19 protein-coding genes are annotated in these 17,957 nt (G+C 36.5%); 12 read left to right on the top strand and 7 right to left on the bottom strand.

Annotated elements, in window-relative coordinates; genetic code table 11:
- Window positions 1–17 precede the first annotated feature (17 nt).
- From BAMA_RS03005 to BAMA_RS02995, 3 genes are all read left to right on the top strand, one after another.
- On the top strand, window positions 18–1,145 hold the full coding sequence (locus BAMA_RS03005; protein WP_034635853.1) for an N-acetyldiaminopimelate deacetylase: 1,128 nt from the start codon (window positions 18–20) through the stop codon (window positions 1,143–1,145).
- 333 nt (window positions 1,146–1,478) lie between these two features.
- Window positions 1,479–2,345, top strand: a complete 867-nt coding sequence (locus BAMA_RS03000; protein ID WP_034635852.1) for a cytochrome c oxidase assembly protein — start codon at window positions 1,479–1,481, stop codon at window positions 2,343–2,345.
- Between the two features lie 82 nt (window positions 2,346–2,427).
- Window positions 2,428–3,093, top strand: coding sequence for a potassium channel family protein (locus tag BAMA_RS02995; RefSeq protein WP_034635851.1), 666 nt, complete (start codon window positions 2,428–2,430; stop codon window positions 3,091–3,093).
- Window positions 3,094–3,145: 52 nt separating this feature from the next.
- Here BAMA_RS02995 and rnjA read toward each other — a convergent pair whose 3' ends face one another.
- Entirely contained in the window at window positions 3,146–4,813 is a 1,668-nt protein-coding gene (rnjA, locus tag BAMA_RS02990) for a ribonuclease J1 (RefSeq protein ID WP_034635850.1), read from the bottom strand.
- 4 nt (window positions 4,814–4,817) lie between these two features.
- Window positions 4,818–5,030 carry a DNA-dependent RNA polymerase subunit epsilon gene (locus BAMA_RS02985; RefSeq protein WP_034635849.1) on the bottom strand — a complete coding sequence of 71 codons (213 nt, stop codon included), beginning with the start codon at window positions 5,028–5,030 and terminating at the stop codon, window positions 4,818–4,820.
- 533 nt (window positions 5,031–5,563) lie between these two features.
- Between BAMA_RS02985 and BAMA_RS02975 the strand changes: the two genes are divergently transcribed.
- Complete coding sequence (locus BAMA_RS02975) at window positions 5,564–6,337, top strand: Cof-type HAD-IIB family hydrolase (RefSeq protein WP_034635847.1); 774 nt, start codon at window positions 5,564–5,566, stop codon at window positions 6,335–6,337.
- A gap of 26 nt (window positions 6,338–6,363) precedes the next feature.
- Here the strand turns inward: BAMA_RS02975 and def are convergent, their stop codons facing one another.
- Complete coding sequence (gene def, locus BAMA_RS02970) at window positions 6,364–6,918, bottom strand: peptide deformylase (RefSeq protein WP_034635846.1); 555 nt, start codon at window positions 6,916–6,918, stop codon at window positions 6,364–6,366.
- A 104-nt stretch (window positions 6,919–7,022) separates the two neighbouring features.
- Entirely contained in the window at window positions 7,023–7,178 is a 156-nt protein-coding gene (locus BAMA_RS02965) for a YjcZ family sporulation protein (protein WP_034635845.1), read from the bottom strand.
- Between the two features lie 518 nt (window positions 7,179–7,696).
- Here BAMA_RS02965 and pdhA point away from each other — a divergent pair.
- The 5 genes from pdhA to BAMA_RS02940 all read left to right on the top strand — a co-directional run bounded on the left by pdhA (window position 7,697) and on the right by BAMA_RS02940 (window position 13,211).
- Window positions 7,697–8,812, top strand: coding sequence for a pyruvate dehydrogenase (acetyl-transferring) E1 component subunit alpha (gene pdhA, locus BAMA_RS02960; protein WP_034635844.1), 1,116 nt, complete (start codon window positions 7,697–7,699; stop codon window positions 8,810–8,812).
- 3 nt (window positions 8,813–8,815) lie between these two features.
- Complete coding sequence (locus tag BAMA_RS02955) at window positions 8,816–9,793, top strand: alpha-ketoacid dehydrogenase subunit beta (RefSeq protein ID WP_034635843.1); 978 nt, start codon at window positions 8,816–8,818, stop codon at window positions 9,791–9,793.
- Window positions 9,794–9,889: 96 nt separating this feature from the next.
- Window positions 9,890–11,185, top strand: coding sequence for a dihydrolipoamide acetyltransferase family protein (locus BAMA_RS02950; protein ID WP_034635842.1), 1,296 nt, complete (start codon window positions 9,890–9,892; stop codon window positions 11,183–11,185).
- A gap of 5 nt (window positions 11,186–11,190) precedes the next feature.
- Complete coding sequence (gene lpdA / locus BAMA_RS02945) at window positions 11,191–12,603, top strand: dihydrolipoyl dehydrogenase (RefSeq protein ID WP_034635841.1); 1,413 nt, start codon at window positions 11,191–11,193, stop codon at window positions 12,601–12,603.
- A 371-nt stretch (window positions 12,604–12,974) separates the two neighbouring features.
- Window positions 12,975–13,211, top strand: a complete 237-nt coding sequence (locus BAMA_RS02940) for a hypothetical protein (protein ID WP_034635840.1) — start codon at window positions 12,975–12,977, stop codon at window positions 13,209–13,211.
- Here BAMA_RS02940 and BAMA_RS02935 read toward each other — a convergent pair.
- Window positions 13,208–13,600 carry a DUF1885 family protein gene (locus BAMA_RS02935; protein WP_034635839.1) on the bottom strand — a complete coding sequence of 131 codons (393 nt, stop codon included), beginning with the start codon at window positions 13,598–13,600 and terminating at the stop codon, window positions 13,208–13,210. The genes BAMA_RS02940 and BAMA_RS02935 overlap by 4 nt on opposite strands.
- Before the next feature lie 130 nt (window positions 13,601–13,730).
- Between BAMA_RS02935 and BAMA_RS02930 the strand changes: the two genes are divergently transcribed.
- Complete coding sequence (locus tag BAMA_RS02930; protein ID WP_034635838.1) at window positions 13,731–14,027, top strand: DUF3055 domain-containing protein; 297 nt, start codon at window positions 13,731–13,733, stop codon at window positions 14,025–14,027.
- Window positions 14,028–14,399: 372 nt separating this feature from the next.
- Window positions 14,400–14,531 (top strand): GapA-binding peptide SR1P, encoded by a 132-nt coding sequence (locus tag BAMA_RS02925; RefSeq protein ID WP_034635837.1) that lies wholly within the window; start codon window positions 14,400–14,402, stop codon window positions 14,529–14,531.
- A gap of 40 nt (window positions 14,532–14,571) precedes the next feature.
- On the opposite strand, the gene BAMA_RS02920 is transcribed toward BAMA_RS02925, so the two are convergent.
- Window positions 14,572–15,402, bottom strand: a complete 831-nt coding sequence (locus BAMA_RS02920) for a protein-glutamine gamma-glutamyltransferase (RefSeq protein ID WP_034635836.1) — start codon at window positions 15,400–15,402, stop codon at window positions 14,572–14,574.
- 110 nt (window positions 15,403–15,512) lie between these two features.
- Window positions 15,513–16,985: an aminotransferase class I/II-fold pyridoxal phosphate-dependent enzyme gene (locus tag BAMA_RS02915; protein ID WP_034635835.1), complete on the bottom strand. Its 1,473-nt coding sequence runs from the start codon at window positions 16,983–16,985 to the stop codon at window positions 15,513–15,515.
- Window positions 16,986–17,466: 481 nt separating this feature from the next.
- On the opposite strand from BAMA_RS02915, the gene BAMA_RS02910 reads away from it, so the two are divergent.
- Window positions 17,467–17,736, top strand: a complete 270-nt coding sequence (locus tag BAMA_RS02910) for a UPF0223 family protein (RefSeq protein WP_034635834.1) — start codon at window positions 17,467–17,469, stop codon at window positions 17,734–17,736.
- Window positions 17,737–17,957: the final 221 nt, after the last annotated feature.

The raw sequence follows: 17,957 nt of genomic DNA, 5'->3' as shown, positions 1-17,957 counted from the left end.
TGAATGGCGGTGGAGAAATGGAAATTAGTAAGTTTGTACAAATACGTCGGGATTTACATAAGATTCCTGAGCTTGGATTTAAAGAGTGGAAGACACAGCAATATATTTTAAATTATATTAGCACGCTTCCAAGTGAGTATATAGAGGTAAAAACGTGGAAAACAGGTGTGATTGTGAAAGTGAATGGTCGCAATCCAGAAAAAATAATTGGTTACCGTGCAGATATTGATGGATTACCAATTACTGAGGAGACTGGTTATGAGTTTGCTTCAGAACATGAAGGAATGATGCATGCGTGTGGCCATGATATGCATACAGCAATTGGACTTGGCTTATTAACATCTTTAGTAAAAGAACGAATTGATGATGATCTTGTATTTATGTTTCAACCGGCAGAGGAGGGACCTGGAGGGGCACTTCCACTGTTGCAAAGTGAAGAACTAAAACAATGGAAGCCAGATATTGTATGTGCTCTTCATATTGCACCGGAATATGAGGTAGGAACAATTGCAACAAAAGAAGGACTACTATTCGCAAATACATCGGAATTGTATATTGATTTAAAAGGAAAAGGAGGACATGCAGCATATCCTCATACAGCAAATGACATGATTGTTGCTGCAAGCCATCTTGTTACACAACTGCAGTCCGTTATAAGCCGGAATGTAAATCCATTAGATAGTGCTGTTATTACAATCGGTAAAATTACAGGTGGAACAGTACAAAATATTATTGCAGAAAAATCTAGGCTAGAAGGTACAATTCGAACGTTGTCTGTTGAATCGATGAAACGAGTAAAAGCAAGAATTGAAGCGATTGTATCTGGAATAGAAACATCGTTTGAATGTGAAGCGGATATTGATTATGGGGCAATGTATCATCAAGTGTACAATCATGAGGTTTTAACGAAAGAATTTATGTCGTTCGTATCTGACCATACGGATATGAATGTGATAACATGTCAAGAAGCAATGACTGGGGAAGACTTTGGTTATATGCTTCGTGATATTCCAGGTTTCATGTTTTGGTTAGGTGTAGACTCAGAATATGGACTACATCATGCGAAACTAAATCCAAATGAAAAAGCAATAGACAAGACGATTATTTTCTTAACGCAATATATGAAATGGAAAGGGAGCAGATGATGAGTATTTCTCCCTTTGCTGCAAAATTATAAAGCAAACAATTATGCTTTTATGGGCTAAATGTAGTATAAATCCTCCAAAACTATTGGGGGATTTATAGTTTGTAACTTCCTTTAGAAAAGGGTAGCCTTCCAATATGAATGTGTTGTTGTGGTTGATAGAGATAGAATAATAATTTAGAGCATGAAGCAGGTTTGAGAGTTAAGTAACAGGATGATTTTAGAAGCGGTCCTTTGTACGTGCAGTATAGATGGAGGAGAAGTTCACTTTACATTTTACGTAAAAAATGTGTAAAATCAATATGATGTATTGAAAGAAAAGGTAGGGGATACAGTGACGATAGGAAGTATTATATTATGTTTCTTTTTATATACATATGTTATTGTAACGGCTATTTATTTTGGTATTAGCTTCTATGTATATTGGTTAACAAAGAAAAGCGGTTATGAAAGTACAGTAGAATGGGTAAGAAAATATTTGTCGCCTGTTATTGAAATTATGAATGCTTTTCTTCTGTTTTTATTTGTTGGATTAATTGCTTTTTCAACAAGCTTAGTCGGGGATAAAATGACCTTGTTTGTTATCGGTGCTATTATATTTTTATTATTAGGTATTCGTATTGGTAATTTAGTTTTTTGGAATAGACGAAGTGTTGATGGGCTAACAGGAATGCTCATTCCGAGTTTATTAGCTGGGATTGTTACGAATATCGAACATAATTATTATCAAGTGCATTTTTGGCTTATTATCGTGTTAACAATTTTCTCTGTATTATATATTAGTGCAACATTTTTAACATATTGTGCGAGTAGACAAGGTGATAAAAAAGCTTTACTTTTCTTCCGGAATCGTGCTCTATTTTGGAGTTTACCAACAATGATTGTGATTGCAGGGATTGCAATTATTGTAAATGGATATGATTTCACCGGATGGATCAATATGATAGGTGTATGGTGGATATTCGTAATTTCTCTCGTTGGTTTTTTAGGAGCGACGCATTACTTGTTTCATCAACATTCGTATCAACTTGCTTTATTATTTGCGTTTATGCAACTTCTACTAGCTTTTTTTGGTCAACAGACGTTAGTGTTTGTTTTTGAAACATTCAGTTCGTTTGGGAATATGTTTATTTTTGTTATGCTTGTATGTATGTTACTGTTCTATTTACAACAATTTTTATATATACAAAAGCGAAAATGATAAGTGAAAAGTTATTTTACATATGTAGATGATATATTTTAACGATACTAAATAGAATTCAACTTTATTGGAGGAATTTATTGTGAGTGGGAAACAAAAAGAATTTGCAGTCATTGGTCTTGGGCGATTTGGAGGCAGTATTTGTCGTGAGTTAGCACAGTTAGGTATGGAGGTTATGGCAATTGATGTGGATGAAGATAAAGTAAATGAATTTGCAAATATTGCTTCCCATGCAGTGATTGCAGACTCAACGGATGAAATGGTGTTAAAAAGTTTAGGTATTCGTAATTTCGATCATGTTGTTGTTGCAATTGGTGATAATTTAAATGCTAGCATTTTGACAACATTGATTTTAAAAGAGCTAGGTGTGAAGAATATTACTGTAAAAGCACAAAATGATTATCATGAGAAAGTATTAAGTAAAATTGGAGCAGATCATATTGTACATCCAGAGCGTGATATGGGAAAACGTATTGCGAATAACATTGCTTCTAGCAGCGTTCTTGATTACCTAGAACTTTCAGATGAACATAGTATCGTGGAAATTATCGCAAATGATAAAATTGATGGCCATTCTTTAATTGAGTTAAATATTCGTGCAAAATTTGGTTTGAATATTATGGCTATCAAACGTGGGAAAGAAGTAATTGTTTCACCTCGTGCAACAGAGAATATTCAAAAAGGTGATATTTTAATTGTTATTGGTCATGATAACGATGTAGATAAGTTTGAGAATTTTTTAATATAAAGATGATATTTATGATAAAAAAAGACAATGCCCTCAAAGGGCATTGTCTTTTTTATATCTCCATAATGATTGGTAAAATCATTGGGCGACGTTTTGTTTTTTCATATAAGAATGGAGCTAATGTATCTGTAATCTCATTTTTAATTTCAGACCATTGTGTTGTTTTACGTTCCATTACTTTCTCGAGATGAGTTGTAATCAATGTTTGTGCATCGTTAATTAAATCGCTGCTTTCACGCATGTATACAAACCCACGAGAGATAATATCAGGACCAGCTGCAACTTTAAATTCTTTCATATCGATACTTACTACAACGATAACAAGTCCTTCTTCAGAAAGAATACGGCGGTCACGTAGTACGATATTACCAATATCACCAATACCATTACCGTCGATATAAACAGATCCAGATGGTATCTTTCCAGCAATCATAGCTTCATCTTCACGGAGTGCTAATACATCCCCATTGTCCATGATAAAACAATTTTCCTCTGGAATACCACAGTCATTTGCTAATTTCGCATGCATACGTTGCATACGGTATTCACCGTGGATTGGCATAAAGTATTTCGGTTTAATCAGGCGTAACATTAGTTTTTGTTCTTCTTGTCCACCGTGTCCACTTGTATGAATATCAGTAAGTGGTCCGTGAATAACATCAGCACCGGCACGATACAACATATTAATTGTACGACTTACGCTTACTGTATTTCCTGGAATTGGAGAAGAAGAGAACACAACTGTATCACCAGGGATAATTTGGATTTGACGATGTGTACCGTTAGCGATGCGAGATAGTGCAGCCATTGGTTCACCTTGACTTCCTGTGCATAAAATAACGAGTTGATTCGCTGGGATACGGTTAATTTGAGATGTCTCAATAATTGTGTCTTTTGGGCAACGAATGTAACCTAAATTTTGACCGATCTCCATTGCAGCTTCCATGCTGCGACCAAATACCGCAATTTTACGATTGTTTGCAACAGCAGCATCTACTACTTGTTGTAAACGATGAATATTAGAAGCAAATGTTGCAAAAATAATGCGACCTTCTACTTTTCGGAAAATATCATGAATGCTTTCACCGACGCGGCGCTCAGACATTGTGAAATTTGGTACTTCACTATTTGTACTATCGGACAGTAAGCAAAGCACACCATTTTTTCCGATTTCGGCCATTTTTGTTAAGTTTGCAGGTTCCCCAACTGGTGTGAAATCAAACTTAAAGTCACCTGTATGAACGATTTGTCCTTGAGGTGTTTTTACAACAATCCCATACGAATCTGGAATACTGTGTGTTGTATGGAAAAAGGAAACAGACGTTTTTCTAAACTTAATGACGTCATCTTCTTTAAATTCATAGAGTTTTGCTTTTCTTAATAACCCGTGCTCTTCTAGCTTGTTTTTAATCAATCCGAGTGCTAGTTTTCCACCGTAAATTGGAATGTTTACTTGGCGTAGTAAATAAGGAATGCCGCCAATATGATCTTCATGACCATGTGTAATAAACAGACCTTTAATTTTATCTTCGTTACGAACTAAATACGTATAATCCGGGATTACGTAGTCGATGCCAAGAAGTTCGTCTTCCGGAAACTTAATTCCAGCATCGATTAAAATAATTTCATCTTGATATTGAACAGCATATGTATTTTTACCGATTTCGCCGAGTCCACCAAGAGCAAATACGGCTGCTTGGTCGTTTTTTAAGAACTTCATAAACTTAACCGATCTCCACTACTTTGAAGTCTTCATTTTGCTTTTCATATTCAAGATGAGCACCTGTTACTGATTGAACAAACTCAATATTATATCCGGAATTTTGTAGTTTTGTACGAACGTCTCTTTCAGATTCTGCTTCTACGTAAAGTACCTTTGTATTTTCACGTACTGGTACTTCTAACATTTTTTCTTGATAAAATACTTTAAAAATCATTTGGAAAATCTCTCCTTAGTCTTTGTTTTAGATTGTCTTTTACCTATTATAAAGCATCTAGTTCCGATTTTCATGTTTTTTCGAATAAGAATGAAGAAAAAAGCCCAAAATGGGCACGATTTAAGCAGTTTTTTTCGTTTGAACTATATCGTTCCAGCATGCTTTTAATTTTTTCTTTAGTCTTTTCAGCATGTTACTTTTCCTTTCTTTCTTAGTTTGTTCTAAAACATGTATATTCATAATGGGCGGAAGTATAATGAGAGGGAGAAAAGATAGTCTTACAGTTCGTAAAAGCCCGAGTACTTTAACAACCATTGGGGATGAAGAGCTCCGTCAATGATTGAAGTTTCACTGTATAGTATGAGATAGAGTGAGGGAGAAAATTCATCAAACAATGACCATTCCGCAACTTCTTAAATGAACATCATATAAAAAAAGTTAGAGGGCTAGTGTTTTGTTCAGAGATGTTTTATATGATATACTTCAGTCCGTACGTAACGTATAAGGCATAAGCAATAGAGAGGGTTTTGAAAATGGACAATAAAATTGTTTTCTTTGATATTGATGGAACGTTATTAGATCACAATAAAAAGATTCCAGCTTCTACAAAAGAGGCTGTTCGTAAATTACAAGAGAGTGGAGTTCATGTAGCGATTGCGACGGGACGCGCTCCATTTATGTTTGAAGATATTCGAAAAGAACTCAATATTCACAATTATGTGAGCTTTAATGGGCAATATGTTGTTTTTGAAGATGAAGTTATTTATAAAAACCCATTACATTCAGATGCTTTACATCAATTTACAACGTTTGCGAAACAAGAAGGATATCCACTTGTTTACTTAGACGAAGCGAATATGAAGGCTACTGTGGAATATCATGATTATATACATGAAGGATTTGGAAGCTTAAACATGAATCATCCGGTATATGAACCAAGCTTTTATGAAAATCGAGATATTTATCAAACACTTCTATTTTGCGAAGCTGGTGAAGAAGAAAAGTTCATTCATAACTATTCGAATTTCCATTTTATTCGTTGGCATGCTTATTCAATGGATATTATTCCAAAAGGCGGTTCAAAAGCTAAGGGAATTGAAAAGTTTATTGAAAGACTTGGTTTTAAGCGTGAGCAAGTGTATGCGTTTGGTGACGGTTTAAATGACTTGGAAATGATTGAAATGGTAGGAACAGGAATTGCGATGGGAAATGGAGAGGAGGAGTTGAAGCAACTTGCAAACTATGTAACAAAAGATGTTGCAGAAGACGGGATTCTCCACGGTTTACAATGGGCAAAGTTACTATAAAAAGCAGAGGATTACACCTCTGCTTTTTATCTTTCTAATGGAGAAGCGTTATCTGGTTCAGCAAATGGATTGTCTTGATTGATGTGGTCATAAAACATAATTCCATTTAAATGATCAATTTCATGTTGAAATACAATTGCGGCTAATCCTTTTAAGCGGAGTTTTACGTTTTCGCCATCGATAGTTGTTGCTGTTACTGTAATGCGTGCATAACGGGGCACATAGCCAGGTACATCACGATCAACAGATAAGCATCCTTCGCCGCTCGGTAAATATACTCGCTCTACAGAGTGACTCACGATTTTTGGGTTAAATAGTGCATAACTATAAAGTGTGTCTACTTTGTCCCTTACGTGCACGGCAATCATTTTTTTAGAAATCCCAATTTGTGGTGCAGCTAAACCAATTCCAGGACGTAAATTGTATTTTTCAGCTAGTTCTGGATTTTGACTGTTAATAACAAAGTCAATCATTTGTTGTAATGTATGTACATCCTCTTCACTTGCAGGGATGGAAATTTCCTCCGCTACTGTTCGCAAAATAGGATTACCTTCACGAATGACATCATTCATTGTTAGCATATATAATCACTCCTTTCGTTTTTAGTCTACCAAAGGTTCAAGAAAAAGTCATGATAAAGAAAAGACGGCAGCGCCGCCTTTTTCTTATGGTTATTGTGTTTACATTAGTGGATGCAGGCAGCACCAACAATAATTAATAGGATAAATAAAACGACGATTAAAGCGAAACCGCGTCCAAATCCACAGCCACCGCCGCCGCTATAACCATATCCATATGTTGGGTAGGAACAAGTTGGATAACAAAACGTATATCCTTGCATATAATATGACCTCCTTATAGTATCCCTCCGCAAATAGTGCGGTTATGATAATGTATGGAAGAGGAAAAGGAAGTGTGTAGTTATTTGCCTAAAGTAATGGCAAGAGTTGCATATTTTTCTTTGTATAGGAGAAAAAATAAAAAGAAGTAAAACGTTTACATATTATTCTATGATAAAAATATTGAGGGAAAGGGAATAATATAACAGGAGGTAATTGCTTACTGATACAGATGTTAAAATGAAAACGTGTATTTGTTGGAACGCCCCCAATACTTTTCGAAAAAAATTCGTAATCAAAGTAATTGACAGCGTGATTAGAATAGTTGTAAACTAAAAAACGTGATCAAGATTGTATTAATTTGTTCAGACAGAAACATTAGTACAGATTGTTAGGTACACAAAATTATCCAATAGCCGACAATGTGTCGGTTTTCATGCTTACGCTTTTATTTCACCTATTAAGAGATGGAAGTGAAAGCGTTTCAGAATATGGTTGAAGAGAGGAAGAGGTGAACGGAATGGGTACTAAAACAAAAAATGCCCTATTTAATGTTGAAGCGCAAATGGAAGCTATCGCAGCTCAGTTTCAAACATTACAAATTTTAAACGAAAAAGGCGAAGTTGTTAATAAAGCAGCTATGCCAGAACTATCTGATGATCAATTAAAAGAATTAATGCGTCGTATGGTGTATACTCGCGTATTAGATCAACGCTCTATTTCTTTAAATCGTCAAGGTCGCTTAGGTTTCTACGCACCAACAGCTGGACAAGAAGCTTCTCAGTTAGCGAGTCACTTCGCTTTAGAGAAAGAAGACTTTGTATTACCAGGATACCGTGATGTTCCTCAATTAATTTGGCACGGTCTACCATTATACCAAGCATTCTTATTCTCTCGTGGACATTTCATGGGTAACCAAATGCCAGAGGATATGAAAGCAATTTCTCCACAAATCATTATCGGTGCGCAAATCATCCAAACTGCTGGTGTTGCGTTAGGTATGAAATTACGTGGTAAGAAGAATGTTGCAATCACTTACACTGGTGATGGCGGAGCGTCTCAAGGTGACTTCTACGAAGGTTTAAACTTTGCAGGTGCATTTAAAGCTCCAGCAATTTTCGTTGTACAAAACAACCGTTATGCAATCTCTACTCCAGTAGAAAAGCAATCTGCAGCAAAAACTGTAGCACAAAAAGCAGTAGCAGCAGGTATTTACGGTATTCAAGTAGACGGTATGGATCCATTAGCTGTATACGCAGCAACTGCATTTGCACGTGAGCGCGCAGTAAATGGTGAAGGCCCTACACTAATCGAGACTTTAACATTCCGTTATGGTCCACATACAATGGCTGGTGATGACCCAACTCGTTACCGCACAAAAGATATCGAAAACGAATGGGAACAAAAAGATCCAATCGTACGTTTCCGTACATTCTTAGAAAATAAAGGCATCTGGTCTCAAGAAGAAGAAGAAAAAGTAATCGAACAAGCAAAAGAAGAAATTAAAGAAGCGATTGCGAAAGCTGACCAAGCTCCAAAGCAAAAAGTTACTGATTTAATGGAAATCATGTACGAAAAAATGCCTTACAACTTACAAGAGCAATATGAAATCTACAAAGAAAAGGAGTCGAAGTAAGCCATGGCTCAAATGACAATGATTCAAGCAATCACTGATGCTTTACGTGTTGAAATGAAAAACGATCCAAACGTACTTGTATTTGGAGAAGACGTTGGTGTAAACGGTGGTGTATTCCGTGCAACAGAAGGACTACAAGCTGAATTTGGTGAAGATCGTGTAATGGATACTCCACTTGCAGAGTCTGGTATTGGTGGACTTGCAATTGGTTTAGCACTTGAAGGATACCGTCCAGTTCCTGAGATTCAATTCTTCGGTTTCGTATTCGAAGTAATTGATTCAATCTCTGGTCAAATGGCGCGTATGCGTTACCGTTCTGGTGGACGTTGGACTTCTCCAATTACAATTCGCTCTCCATTTGGTGGTGGCGTTCATACTCCAGAACTACATGCTGACAGCTTAGAAGGATTAATGACACAACAACCAGGTTTAAAAGTTGTAATTCCATCTACTCCGTATGATGCGAAAGGTCTTTTAATCTCTGCGATTCGTGACAACGATCCAGTTGTTTACTTAGAGCACATGAAATTATACCGTTCATTCCGCCAAGAAGTACCAGAAGGCGACTACACGATTGAAATTGGTAAAGCAGACGTTAAACGTGAAGGTGCAGATGTATCTGTTATCGCATACGGCGCTATGGTACACGCTGCATTAAAAGCTGCTGAAGAACTTGAAAAAGAAGGTATCTCTTTAGAGGTTATCGACTTACGTACAGTTCAACCATTAGACATCGAAACAATTATCGCTTCTGTTGAAAAAACAGGCCGCGTAGTTGTGGTTCAAGAAGCACAAAAACAAGCTGGTATTGCAGCTAACATTGTAGCGGAAATTAACGACCGTGCAATCTTAAACTTAGAAGCTCCAGTTGTACGTGTTGCAGCTGCTGACACAATCTTCCCATTCTCTCAAGCAGAGAGCGTATGGTTACCAAACCATAAGGATATTGTTGAAGCTGTTAACAAAGTAATGAACTTCTAATTTTATGTTCATGTGCAAAAGAAATCAGCACATGCTGATTTCTTTTGCAATACTTAATAATATTATATTATGATATAAAACAGGGGGCTGAATTCCGTGGCATTTGAATTTAAACTACCAGATATCGGTGAAGGTATCCACGAAGGTGAAATCGTAAAATGGTTTATTAAGCCAGGCGACGAAGTAAACGAAGACGATGTACTTCTTGAAGTACAAAACGACAAGGCTGTTGTAGAAATTCCTTCTCCAGTTAAAGGTAAAGTATTAGAAATCCTTGTAGAAGAAGGCACAGTTGCAGTAGTAGGAGACACGCTTATTAAGATCGATGCTCCTGGATACGAAAACCTTAAATTTAAAGGTGACGATCATGATGAGGAACCAAAAGCTGAAGAAGCTCCAGCAGCAGCGGAAGCTCCAGTAGCGGCTCCAGCGGCAACAGAAGAAGTTGTAAACGAGCGCGTAATCGCTATGCCATCTGTTCGTAAATATGCTCGCGAAAAAGGTGTAGATATCCGTAAAGTAGCTGGTTCTGGTAAGAACGGCCGTATCGTGAAATCTGACATCGATGCATTTGCAAACGGTGGACAAGCGGTAGCAGCAGCTGAAGAAGCTCCAGTAGTAGAAGCAGCAGCAACTCCAGCAGCGGCAACAGAAGAAGCTCCAAAAGCTCAACCAATCCCAGCTGGTGAATACCCAGAAACTCGTGAGAAGATGAGCGGTATCCGTAAAGCGATCTCTAAAGCGATGGTTAACTCTAAGCATACAGCGCCTCACGTAACGTTAATGGATGAAGTAGACGTAACAGAACTTGTTGCTCATCGTAAGAAGTTCAAAGCAGTTGCAGCTGACAAAGGTATTAAATTAACTTACCTTCCATACGTTGTAAAAGCTTTAACATCTGCACTTCGTGAGTTCCCAATGCTGAACACTTCTTTAGACGATGCGTCACAAGAAATCGTTCATAAGCATTACTTCAACGTTGGTATCGCAGCTGACACTGACAAAGGTCTTTTAGTTCCAGTTGTAAAAGATACTGATCGCAAGTCTATTTTCACAATCTCTAATGAAATTAACGACCTTGCAACGAAAGCTCGTGAAGGCCGCTTAGCTCCAGCAGAGATGAAAGGTGCATCTTGCACAATTACAAACATTGGTTCTGCAGGTGGACAATGGTTCACTCCAGTTATTAACCACCCAGAAGTAGCAATTCTAGGTATTGGTCGCATTGCTGAGAAGCCAGTTGTGAAGAATGGTGAAATCGTAGCTGCTCCAGTATTAGCTTTATCTCTAAGCTTCGACCACCGCTTAATCGATGGCGCAACTGCTCAAAAAGCATTGAACCAAATTAAGCGTCTATTGAATGACCCACAATTATTAGTAATGGAGGCGTAATAACAATGGTAGTAGGAGATTTCCCAATTGAATTAGATACGGTCGTTGTTGGTGCAGGTCCTGGTGGATATGTTGCAGCTATCCGTGCAGCACAATTAGGTCAAAAAGTAGCTATTATCGAGAAAGAAAATCTTGGTGGCGTATGCTTAAACGTTGGATGTATTCCTTCAAAAGCATTAATCAATGCAGGTCATCGTTATGAGAATGCTAAGCATTCTGATGACATGGGTATCACTGCTGAGAACGTAAAAGTTGATTTTACAAAAGTTCAAGAGTGGAAAAACGGCGTAGTTAAGAAATTAACTGGCGGCGTAGAAGGACTTTTAAAAGGAAACAAAGTTGAAATCATTCGTGGTGAAGCTTACTTCGTAGATGCAAACACATTACGTGTTATGACTGAAGATGCAGCACAAACTTACACGTTCAAAAATGCAGTTCTTGCAACTGGTTCTACACCAATTGAAATCCCAGGATTTAAATACTCTAAGCGTGTAATTAACTCTACAGGTGCATTAAACTTAACTGAAATTCCTAAGAAACTTGTTGTAATCGGTGGAGGTTACATCGGTATGGAATTAGGTACAGCGTATGCAAACTTCGGTACAGAAGTTACTGTAGTAGAAGCTGGTGATGAAATCTTAGCTGGTTTTGAAAAAGCAATGAGCACAGTTGTAAAGCGTGCCCTTCAAAAGAAAGGTAACGTAACAATTCATACAAAAGCTATGGCTAAAGGCGTTGAAGAAACTGAAAACGGCGTAAAAGTTAGCTTCGAGGTTAAAGGCGAAGTTCAAACTGTTGAAGCAGATTACGTATTAGTAACTGTAGGTCGTCGTCCAAATACTCAAGAAATCGGTCTTGAGCAAGTTGGTATTAAAATGACTGACCGCGGCGTAATCGAAATCGACGAGCAATGCCGTACAAACGTACCAAACATCTACGCAATTGGTGATATCGTTCCTGGACCACCATTAGCACATAAAGCTTCTTACGAAGGTAAAGTAGCTGTTGAAGCAATCAGCGGTCATGCATCTGCTATTGATTACATTGGAATCCCTGCAGTATGCTTCACTGATCCAGAATTAGCATCTGTTGGTTACACAAAGAAACAAGCTGAAGAAGCTGGTATGACAGTAGTTGTATCTAAGTTCCCATTCGCAGCAAACGGCCGTGCATTATCATTAAACAGCACAGACGGTTTCGTACAACTTGTAACTCGTAAAGAAGATGGTCTTCTTGTAGGTGCACAAGTTGCAGGTGCAGGCGCTTCAGATATCATCTCTGAAATTGGTTTAGCAATCGAAGCTGGCATGACAGCTGAAGATATCGCTCAAACAATCCATGCTCATCCAACATTAGGTGAGATTACAATGGAAGCAGCAGAAGTTGCTCTTGGAATGCCAATCCACATTGTAAAATAATTTAATTTAAAAAAGCAAACTTCTTTAATGAAGTTTGCTTTTTTTGATTTAATTTATCCCGCTATTTGTGGGCTGTAAGACTCCCACCTCAAAACTTTATTTAGGTGGGAGTCTTACAGTCCGAATCTAGCTGCGACTCCTAAGCACTCGAGCCACAGAAAGGCTTATCTTGTGCTTGTCGTGCTTGAACAGTCGGCTTCGCTTTTGAATGTAAAAGCCCGATTGGTCGGGCTAACACTTAGTGGAGGATGAAGAAAAACCACTGAGTGAAGTTTCACTTTATAAAAATAGACGCAGGTTCAAATGATTTCTTCTACATATAAGGCATTAACCATATATTTTATATAAGATGAAAATAAAGGGGGGCGCATATGAAGCTAACGCTTGTATCTTTTTTTCACTATGCCATTTGGGCTGGTTTTTCTATCGTATTATTTCTTTCTAAAAGAGATAAAGTACACTATAAAATATTATTATTTTTTGTATTTTTGTACGTCGCGTATACAATTGCTCGTATTATGATGCGTTCCCGAAAGAAAGCGATTACTTTAACAGCTTGTAATAGTTTATTTTTCTTTTTAATCAAGATGATATTGTTTTCAGATTAACGCTTATAGAAATACATTGTTCTTCCATTAAATAGTTGTAATTTCCCTTCTAATTTTTTTGCTAAAAAGCGGCAAAATTCATTTGCTTTTCCTTTATCTCCAAATGTTGCATTAGGTGGTAATGTAACTTGAATGAATGAGGAATCTTCTTTTATACCAATTCCTACATAAATCATATGATAGCGATCATGATTTGATTGTAATTGTAGTGTTGTTTCTGACGTATCGACAACTTCATATGGGAAAGCAGCACTTGAATAGTAGAAGTTTAGCTGCTCTCCAGCTTGGGTGGTCATTGTTTTATAATATTGAAATAGTTCTTTTATATCTGCTAATGTTATGGTTTGTTGCTTTGATTTTGGTACAAGTTCAATAAAAGCATCTTGCATAATGCCCCTCCTCATAAACAATATATAACTATTTTACATTCTTTAAAATTTTTTGACAATTAAAAGGGATATTTCTTTCTTCCACTTAATATATAGACAGTAACCGGCGGAAACAAAGGAGGGAGAGAGTGTGTTTGAAAAGTTATATGATGAGCATGAAAATACAAAAGTACGTTTTCTTGGTTTTATAACAAATGAAATGCGGTATGATTTTGGTATTATTTACACAAATATGTTTTTCGGGAAACCTCTTATTGTTTGTATGCAAACTGGCAGATCAACCCTCCTTGGAAGAGATGATGTTGAGAATATCCATCATTTAAAAGATGTGTTTAAATTAAAATCAGAAGGAGAAGCAATGGACCTTGCACAACTGTTTCAAGTTCTTGTTCCTCATAGTTCTCTGCATGCAGAGCGTGAAGATTAATGAAGGATATATGAAACTTTAATCAGTGCTTTGTCCCCTATCCTCAATGATTATTCACTCGATTTATTGGGGTTTACGTGCTGTTTGTTGAGCTCCTATCGAATCTTCTTCCGTTTTAAAGCGGGAGTATTACAGTACGCAAATTATGGGGAAAATGAATCGCAATCAAATTTGAGTTAGAAAAAACAGCTATACGTATAAAATATAGCTGTTTTTTCTTTAATATTCATCCTAATTTCTTTTTAAAATAATTAATGTGTCATACTAAAAAACTATTGACGTAAAAAGTATAACATATTAAAATAAAGATAGAAAGTTAAAGCGTTTACAAAAAGTTTTTAGGGGATTATAAAAACTAGGGGGAATTTTAAAATGGGAACAATTGTATGTCAAGTTTGTGAAAGCACGATTGCGCACTTCGAGGATGAAAAAGTGACAGTATTATATGGGAAATGTAGTTCTCAGTGTGAATGCAAGCAGAGAGAGCATACGAAAGCCCAATAATATAATATAGGAAAGCGTCTGCATGTGCAGACGCTTTTTTTTACTGAATGAAAGTTGTATGACCGATCGTTGCAATAATGGCATCTTCACGAATAGGAGTAAAGCCAATTTTTGTTTTTACTTTATGTGGGGACGCATATTCACTCATTAGGCGACTATTAATTCGAGTAATAAAGTCGGTTAAATATGCAGATAAAAATGCATATGGAACACGCTTTTGATTTAATAAGTAAATAATTTGTTCTTCAGTTTTCATACCAACCCCATGACCATAAAAAAAGTAATTCCCAAGATAAATTGCATTTTCACCTTGCCATTCCATTGTGGCTGGGTTTACTTGTGGATTTTTAAAATAAACAAGGTCTCCTGGAACCAAATCTCCTCCATTTTTCGTTGTGAGTTTTAAATCTTTATCATATTCCCATGTATAGAGTAAAAGATTGGAGAACAGCTGATTAAAGGTTGCTTCATCATAAAGGGCTAAAAGTGCTTTGTACATAATAATAATCATAGCAGTAGCACACTCAGTACCATACTTCTTTCCGTTTGCAAATATATCGCGAATAGCAAAGGAAGGTAGTACTCCTGGCCGCAGCTGAAAGCCTCCTAAATATGTGAGATTCCAAAACTCAGGATTACAAAAAGCTTGTTTAAATGTACGAAATTGAAGACCGCTTTGGAAAAGTTCTGAAGCTGAAGTAATAATATGCACACGTATATTTAAATCAAAACTTAATTCATCTACTGTTCGAAATGTATATATTTCTTGATTTCCAGTCATGATTTCTAAAATATTTCGTTTTTCAGCTAAAAACGGCTCATTGTCACTTATAATATAAGGATGTGCAACAGAGCGTCCAATTACAATCATATTTCTATCCCACCTAAATACATTCTTTCTCCCGCTGTTTCACCAATTATGGGTGGGAGTTTCCTATACTATCGTATGAATGGGAGAGAAATTGGTGCAAAAAAAGCCTATCAACTGATAGGCTTATATTCTTTAATAACACGTAATGTTTGTAGTGTCATATCTTCAGGCCCCTGTACGGGAAGCCCTGCTTCTAAATTTTTATGAATGTAGTCTAAGTTTTCTTGCGTAATAATTTCGCCCGGAGTAAAAATTGGAATACCTGGTGGATAAACCATTACGAAGTCCGCGATAATACGTCCAGCAGCCTCTTGGAATGGAACAACCTCTGTTTCCGAATAAAACGCATCACGGGGCGACAGAGCAAGTACAGGGATTTCAGGGATGTCAACTTCAACTTCCCTACCTGTTTCAGCTTTATGCTTAAATGTCGCAGCTAAATCTTTCAAAGCGCGAATGAGTATATTTGTTTCTTCTTCAGTATCTCCCAATGTAACGAGACATAAAATGTTATATAAATCAGAAAGCTCTACTTCTATATTATGATGCTCTCTTAGCCATTTTTCTACATCATGACCCGTAATGCCTAAATCTTTGATGGAAATAATTAGTTTTGTTGGGTCATAATTAAACGTTGCATCTGTACCTAGTAGTTCTTTTCCAGGACAATATAGGTGCTCAATTGTGTTAATTTCACTTCGAACATGCTCTGCAAGTTCAATTGTTCTTGTAATGATTTCTTTCCCTTCTGTTGCAAGACGTTTTCTCGCAACATCTAAAGAAGCTAATAAAATGTAAGAAGTGGATGTAGTTGTAAGCATGCTAATGATAGATTGAACATGCTTTACGTTTACAAGCCCTTCCTTTACATTCAGTATAGAGCTTTGTGTTAATGAGCCACCTAATTTATGAACACTTGTTGCAGCCATATCTGCACCAGCTTGCATCGCTGACATTGGCAACGCATCATGGAAATGGATATGAACGCCGTGTGCTTCGTCTACTAAAACTGGAACATGATAAGAATGGGCTAATTCAACAATTTGTTGCAGGTCAGCTGCAAAACCAAAGTATGTCGGATTAATAACGAGTAAGCCTTTTGCATCTGGATGCTCTTCAAGTGCTTTTTTTACAGAAGGAATGGTAATTCCATGTGAAATGCCAAGTATTGAATCGATTTCTGGATGAATAAAAATTGGCTTAGCACCTGAAAAAATAATCGCTGACATAACAGATTTATGAACGTTACGTGGTACGAGGATTTTATCTCCAGGCCCACAAACACTCATCACCATTGTCATAATAGCACCACTCGTCCCTTGTACAGAGAAAAACGTATGATCAGCACCAAAGGCTTGTGCAGCCAAACTTTGTGCTTCTTTAATCATACCTTTTGGATGATGTAAATCATCGAGCGGCGCAATGTTGATTAAATCGATTGATAACGCATTATGCCCAATAAATTCGCGGAATTCTGAATCCATACCTTGTCCTTTTTTATGACCAGGAATATGGAATTGGATTGGATTTCGCTTGCTGTGTTCTACTAAAGCTGTAAACAATGGTGTTTCGTATTGGGACAATCTATACACCCCTTTTATCATTATTTTTATTTATCCCACATAAATTCTTAATTTGTATTCTTACTTTAAAGCCGTGTAATGAAAGAATTCTGTATGTGTCATTTCCCATGATTAGCTTAAAAAATAAGAAAGCATTTAGAATAGATGGGAAGAGTTTTTAAGTCCACTAACGTAAATATATTATTTTGTTTCTTATAAAACAAAAGCATTATATCACCAATGTCAGAAGATGTATATACAAAAAGAAAATAGATTTCATTATTTTTTCTCGTAAGAAGAGTGCTACAAGATAGAGCTGTATAGTGTATAATAAGATGAAACTTTAATCATTGGGGGTTCTTCGTCCTAAAACGATTGTCAGCCCACAAATAGAGGGATAAAAAGAGTATATAAGAAATAAGGGATATATATAGACTAAAAAATCTCTTTTTATGCAAAATAAAGAATAAATTTACGAAGTATGTAAAAATGAGGTGTTACGATGGAATATCAATATCCGCTTGATTATCACTGGTCAACAGAAGAAATGATAACAGTGATTAAATTTTATGAAGCAATTGAGCAGGCGCATGAAAAAGGGGTTCAGCGAGAAGATTTAATGACCTTATATCGAAGTTTTAAAGAGATTGTTCCTGCTAAAATGGAAGAAAAAAAGATTGATAAAGAATTTCAGGAAGTTAGTGGCTACTCCATTTATCGAGTAATACAAAAAGCCAAAAAGACAGAAGAACAAGCTGTTGTAAAAATATAAAAATATTTTGAAAATTAAAAGGTGAAGTGTTATAATGGCATAACAACCAAAAACGGACAATGATAGTATTGTCCGTTTTGTTTTACCTCATATTTATCGTGTTGCAGAATTCCGCATCAAAACTTAAAAAATGAAGAAGCTTTGATGGAAGGTTAATAATCCGTAAAAGCCTGATTGACAGGGCTAACAATTAGTAGAAAAGAACTCTCCTACTGATTGAA

Origin of the sequence: Bacillus manliponensis (assembly GCF_000712595.1) — a bacterium.
GTDB lineage: Bacteria > Bacillota > Bacilli > Bacillales > Bacillaceae_G > Bacillus_A > Bacillus_A manliponensis.
Note: the sequence above shows the minus strand (reverse complement) of the source record. Positions and strands in the feature narration are given on the sequence as shown.

Coding starts and splice junctions, on each gene's coding strand:
- BAMA_RS03005 (WP_034635853.1), top strand. CDS start 18: ATGGAAATTAGTAAGTTTGTACAAATACGTCGGGATTTACATAAGATT.
- rnjA (WP_034635850.1), bottom strand. CDS start 4,813: ATGAAGTTCTTAAAAAACGACCAAGCAGCCGTATTTGCTCTTGGTGGA.
- BAMA_RS02985 (WP_034635849.1), bottom strand. CDS start 5,030: ATGATTTTTAAAGTATTTTATCAAGAAAAAATGTTAGAAGTACCAGTA.
- BAMA_RS02975 (WP_034635847.1), top strand. CDS start 5,564: ATGGACAATAAAATTGTTTTCTTTGATATTGATGGAACGTTATTAGAT.
- def (WP_034635846.1), bottom strand. CDS start 6,918: ATGCTAACAATGAATGATGTCATTCGTGAAGGTAATCCTATTTTGCGA.
- BAMA_RS02965 (WP_034635845.1), bottom strand. CDS start 7,178: ATGCAAGGATATACGTTTTGTTATCCAACTTGTTCCTACCCAACATAT.
- pdhA (WP_034635844.1), top strand. CDS start 7,697: ATGGGTACTAAAACAAAAAATGCCCTATTTAATGTTGAAGCGCAAATG.
- BAMA_RS02955 (WP_034635843.1), top strand. CDS start 8,816: ATGGCTCAAATGACAATGATTCAAGCAATCACTGATGCTTTACGTGTT.
- lpdA (WP_034635841.1), top strand. CDS start 11,191: ATGGTAGTAGGAGATTTCCCAATTGAATTAGATACGGTCGTTGTTGGT.
- BAMA_RS02940 (WP_034635840.1), top strand. CDS start 12,975: ATGAAGCTAACGCTTGTATCTTTTTTTCACTATGCCATTTGGGCTGGT.
- BAMA_RS02935 (WP_034635839.1), bottom strand. CDS start 13,600: ATGCAAGATGCTTTTATTGAACTTGTACCAAAATCAAAGCAACAAACC.
- BAMA_RS02925 (WP_034635837.1), top strand. CDS start 14,400: ATGGGAACAATTGTATGTCAAGTTTGTGAAAGCACGATTGCGCACTTC.
- BAMA_RS02920 (WP_034635836.1), bottom strand. CDS start 15,402: ATGATTGTAATTGGACGCTCTGTTGCACATCCTTATATTATAAGTGAC.
- BAMA_RS02910 (WP_034635834.1), top strand. CDS start 17,467: ATGGAATATCAATATCCGCTTGATTATCACTGGTCAACAGAAGAAATG.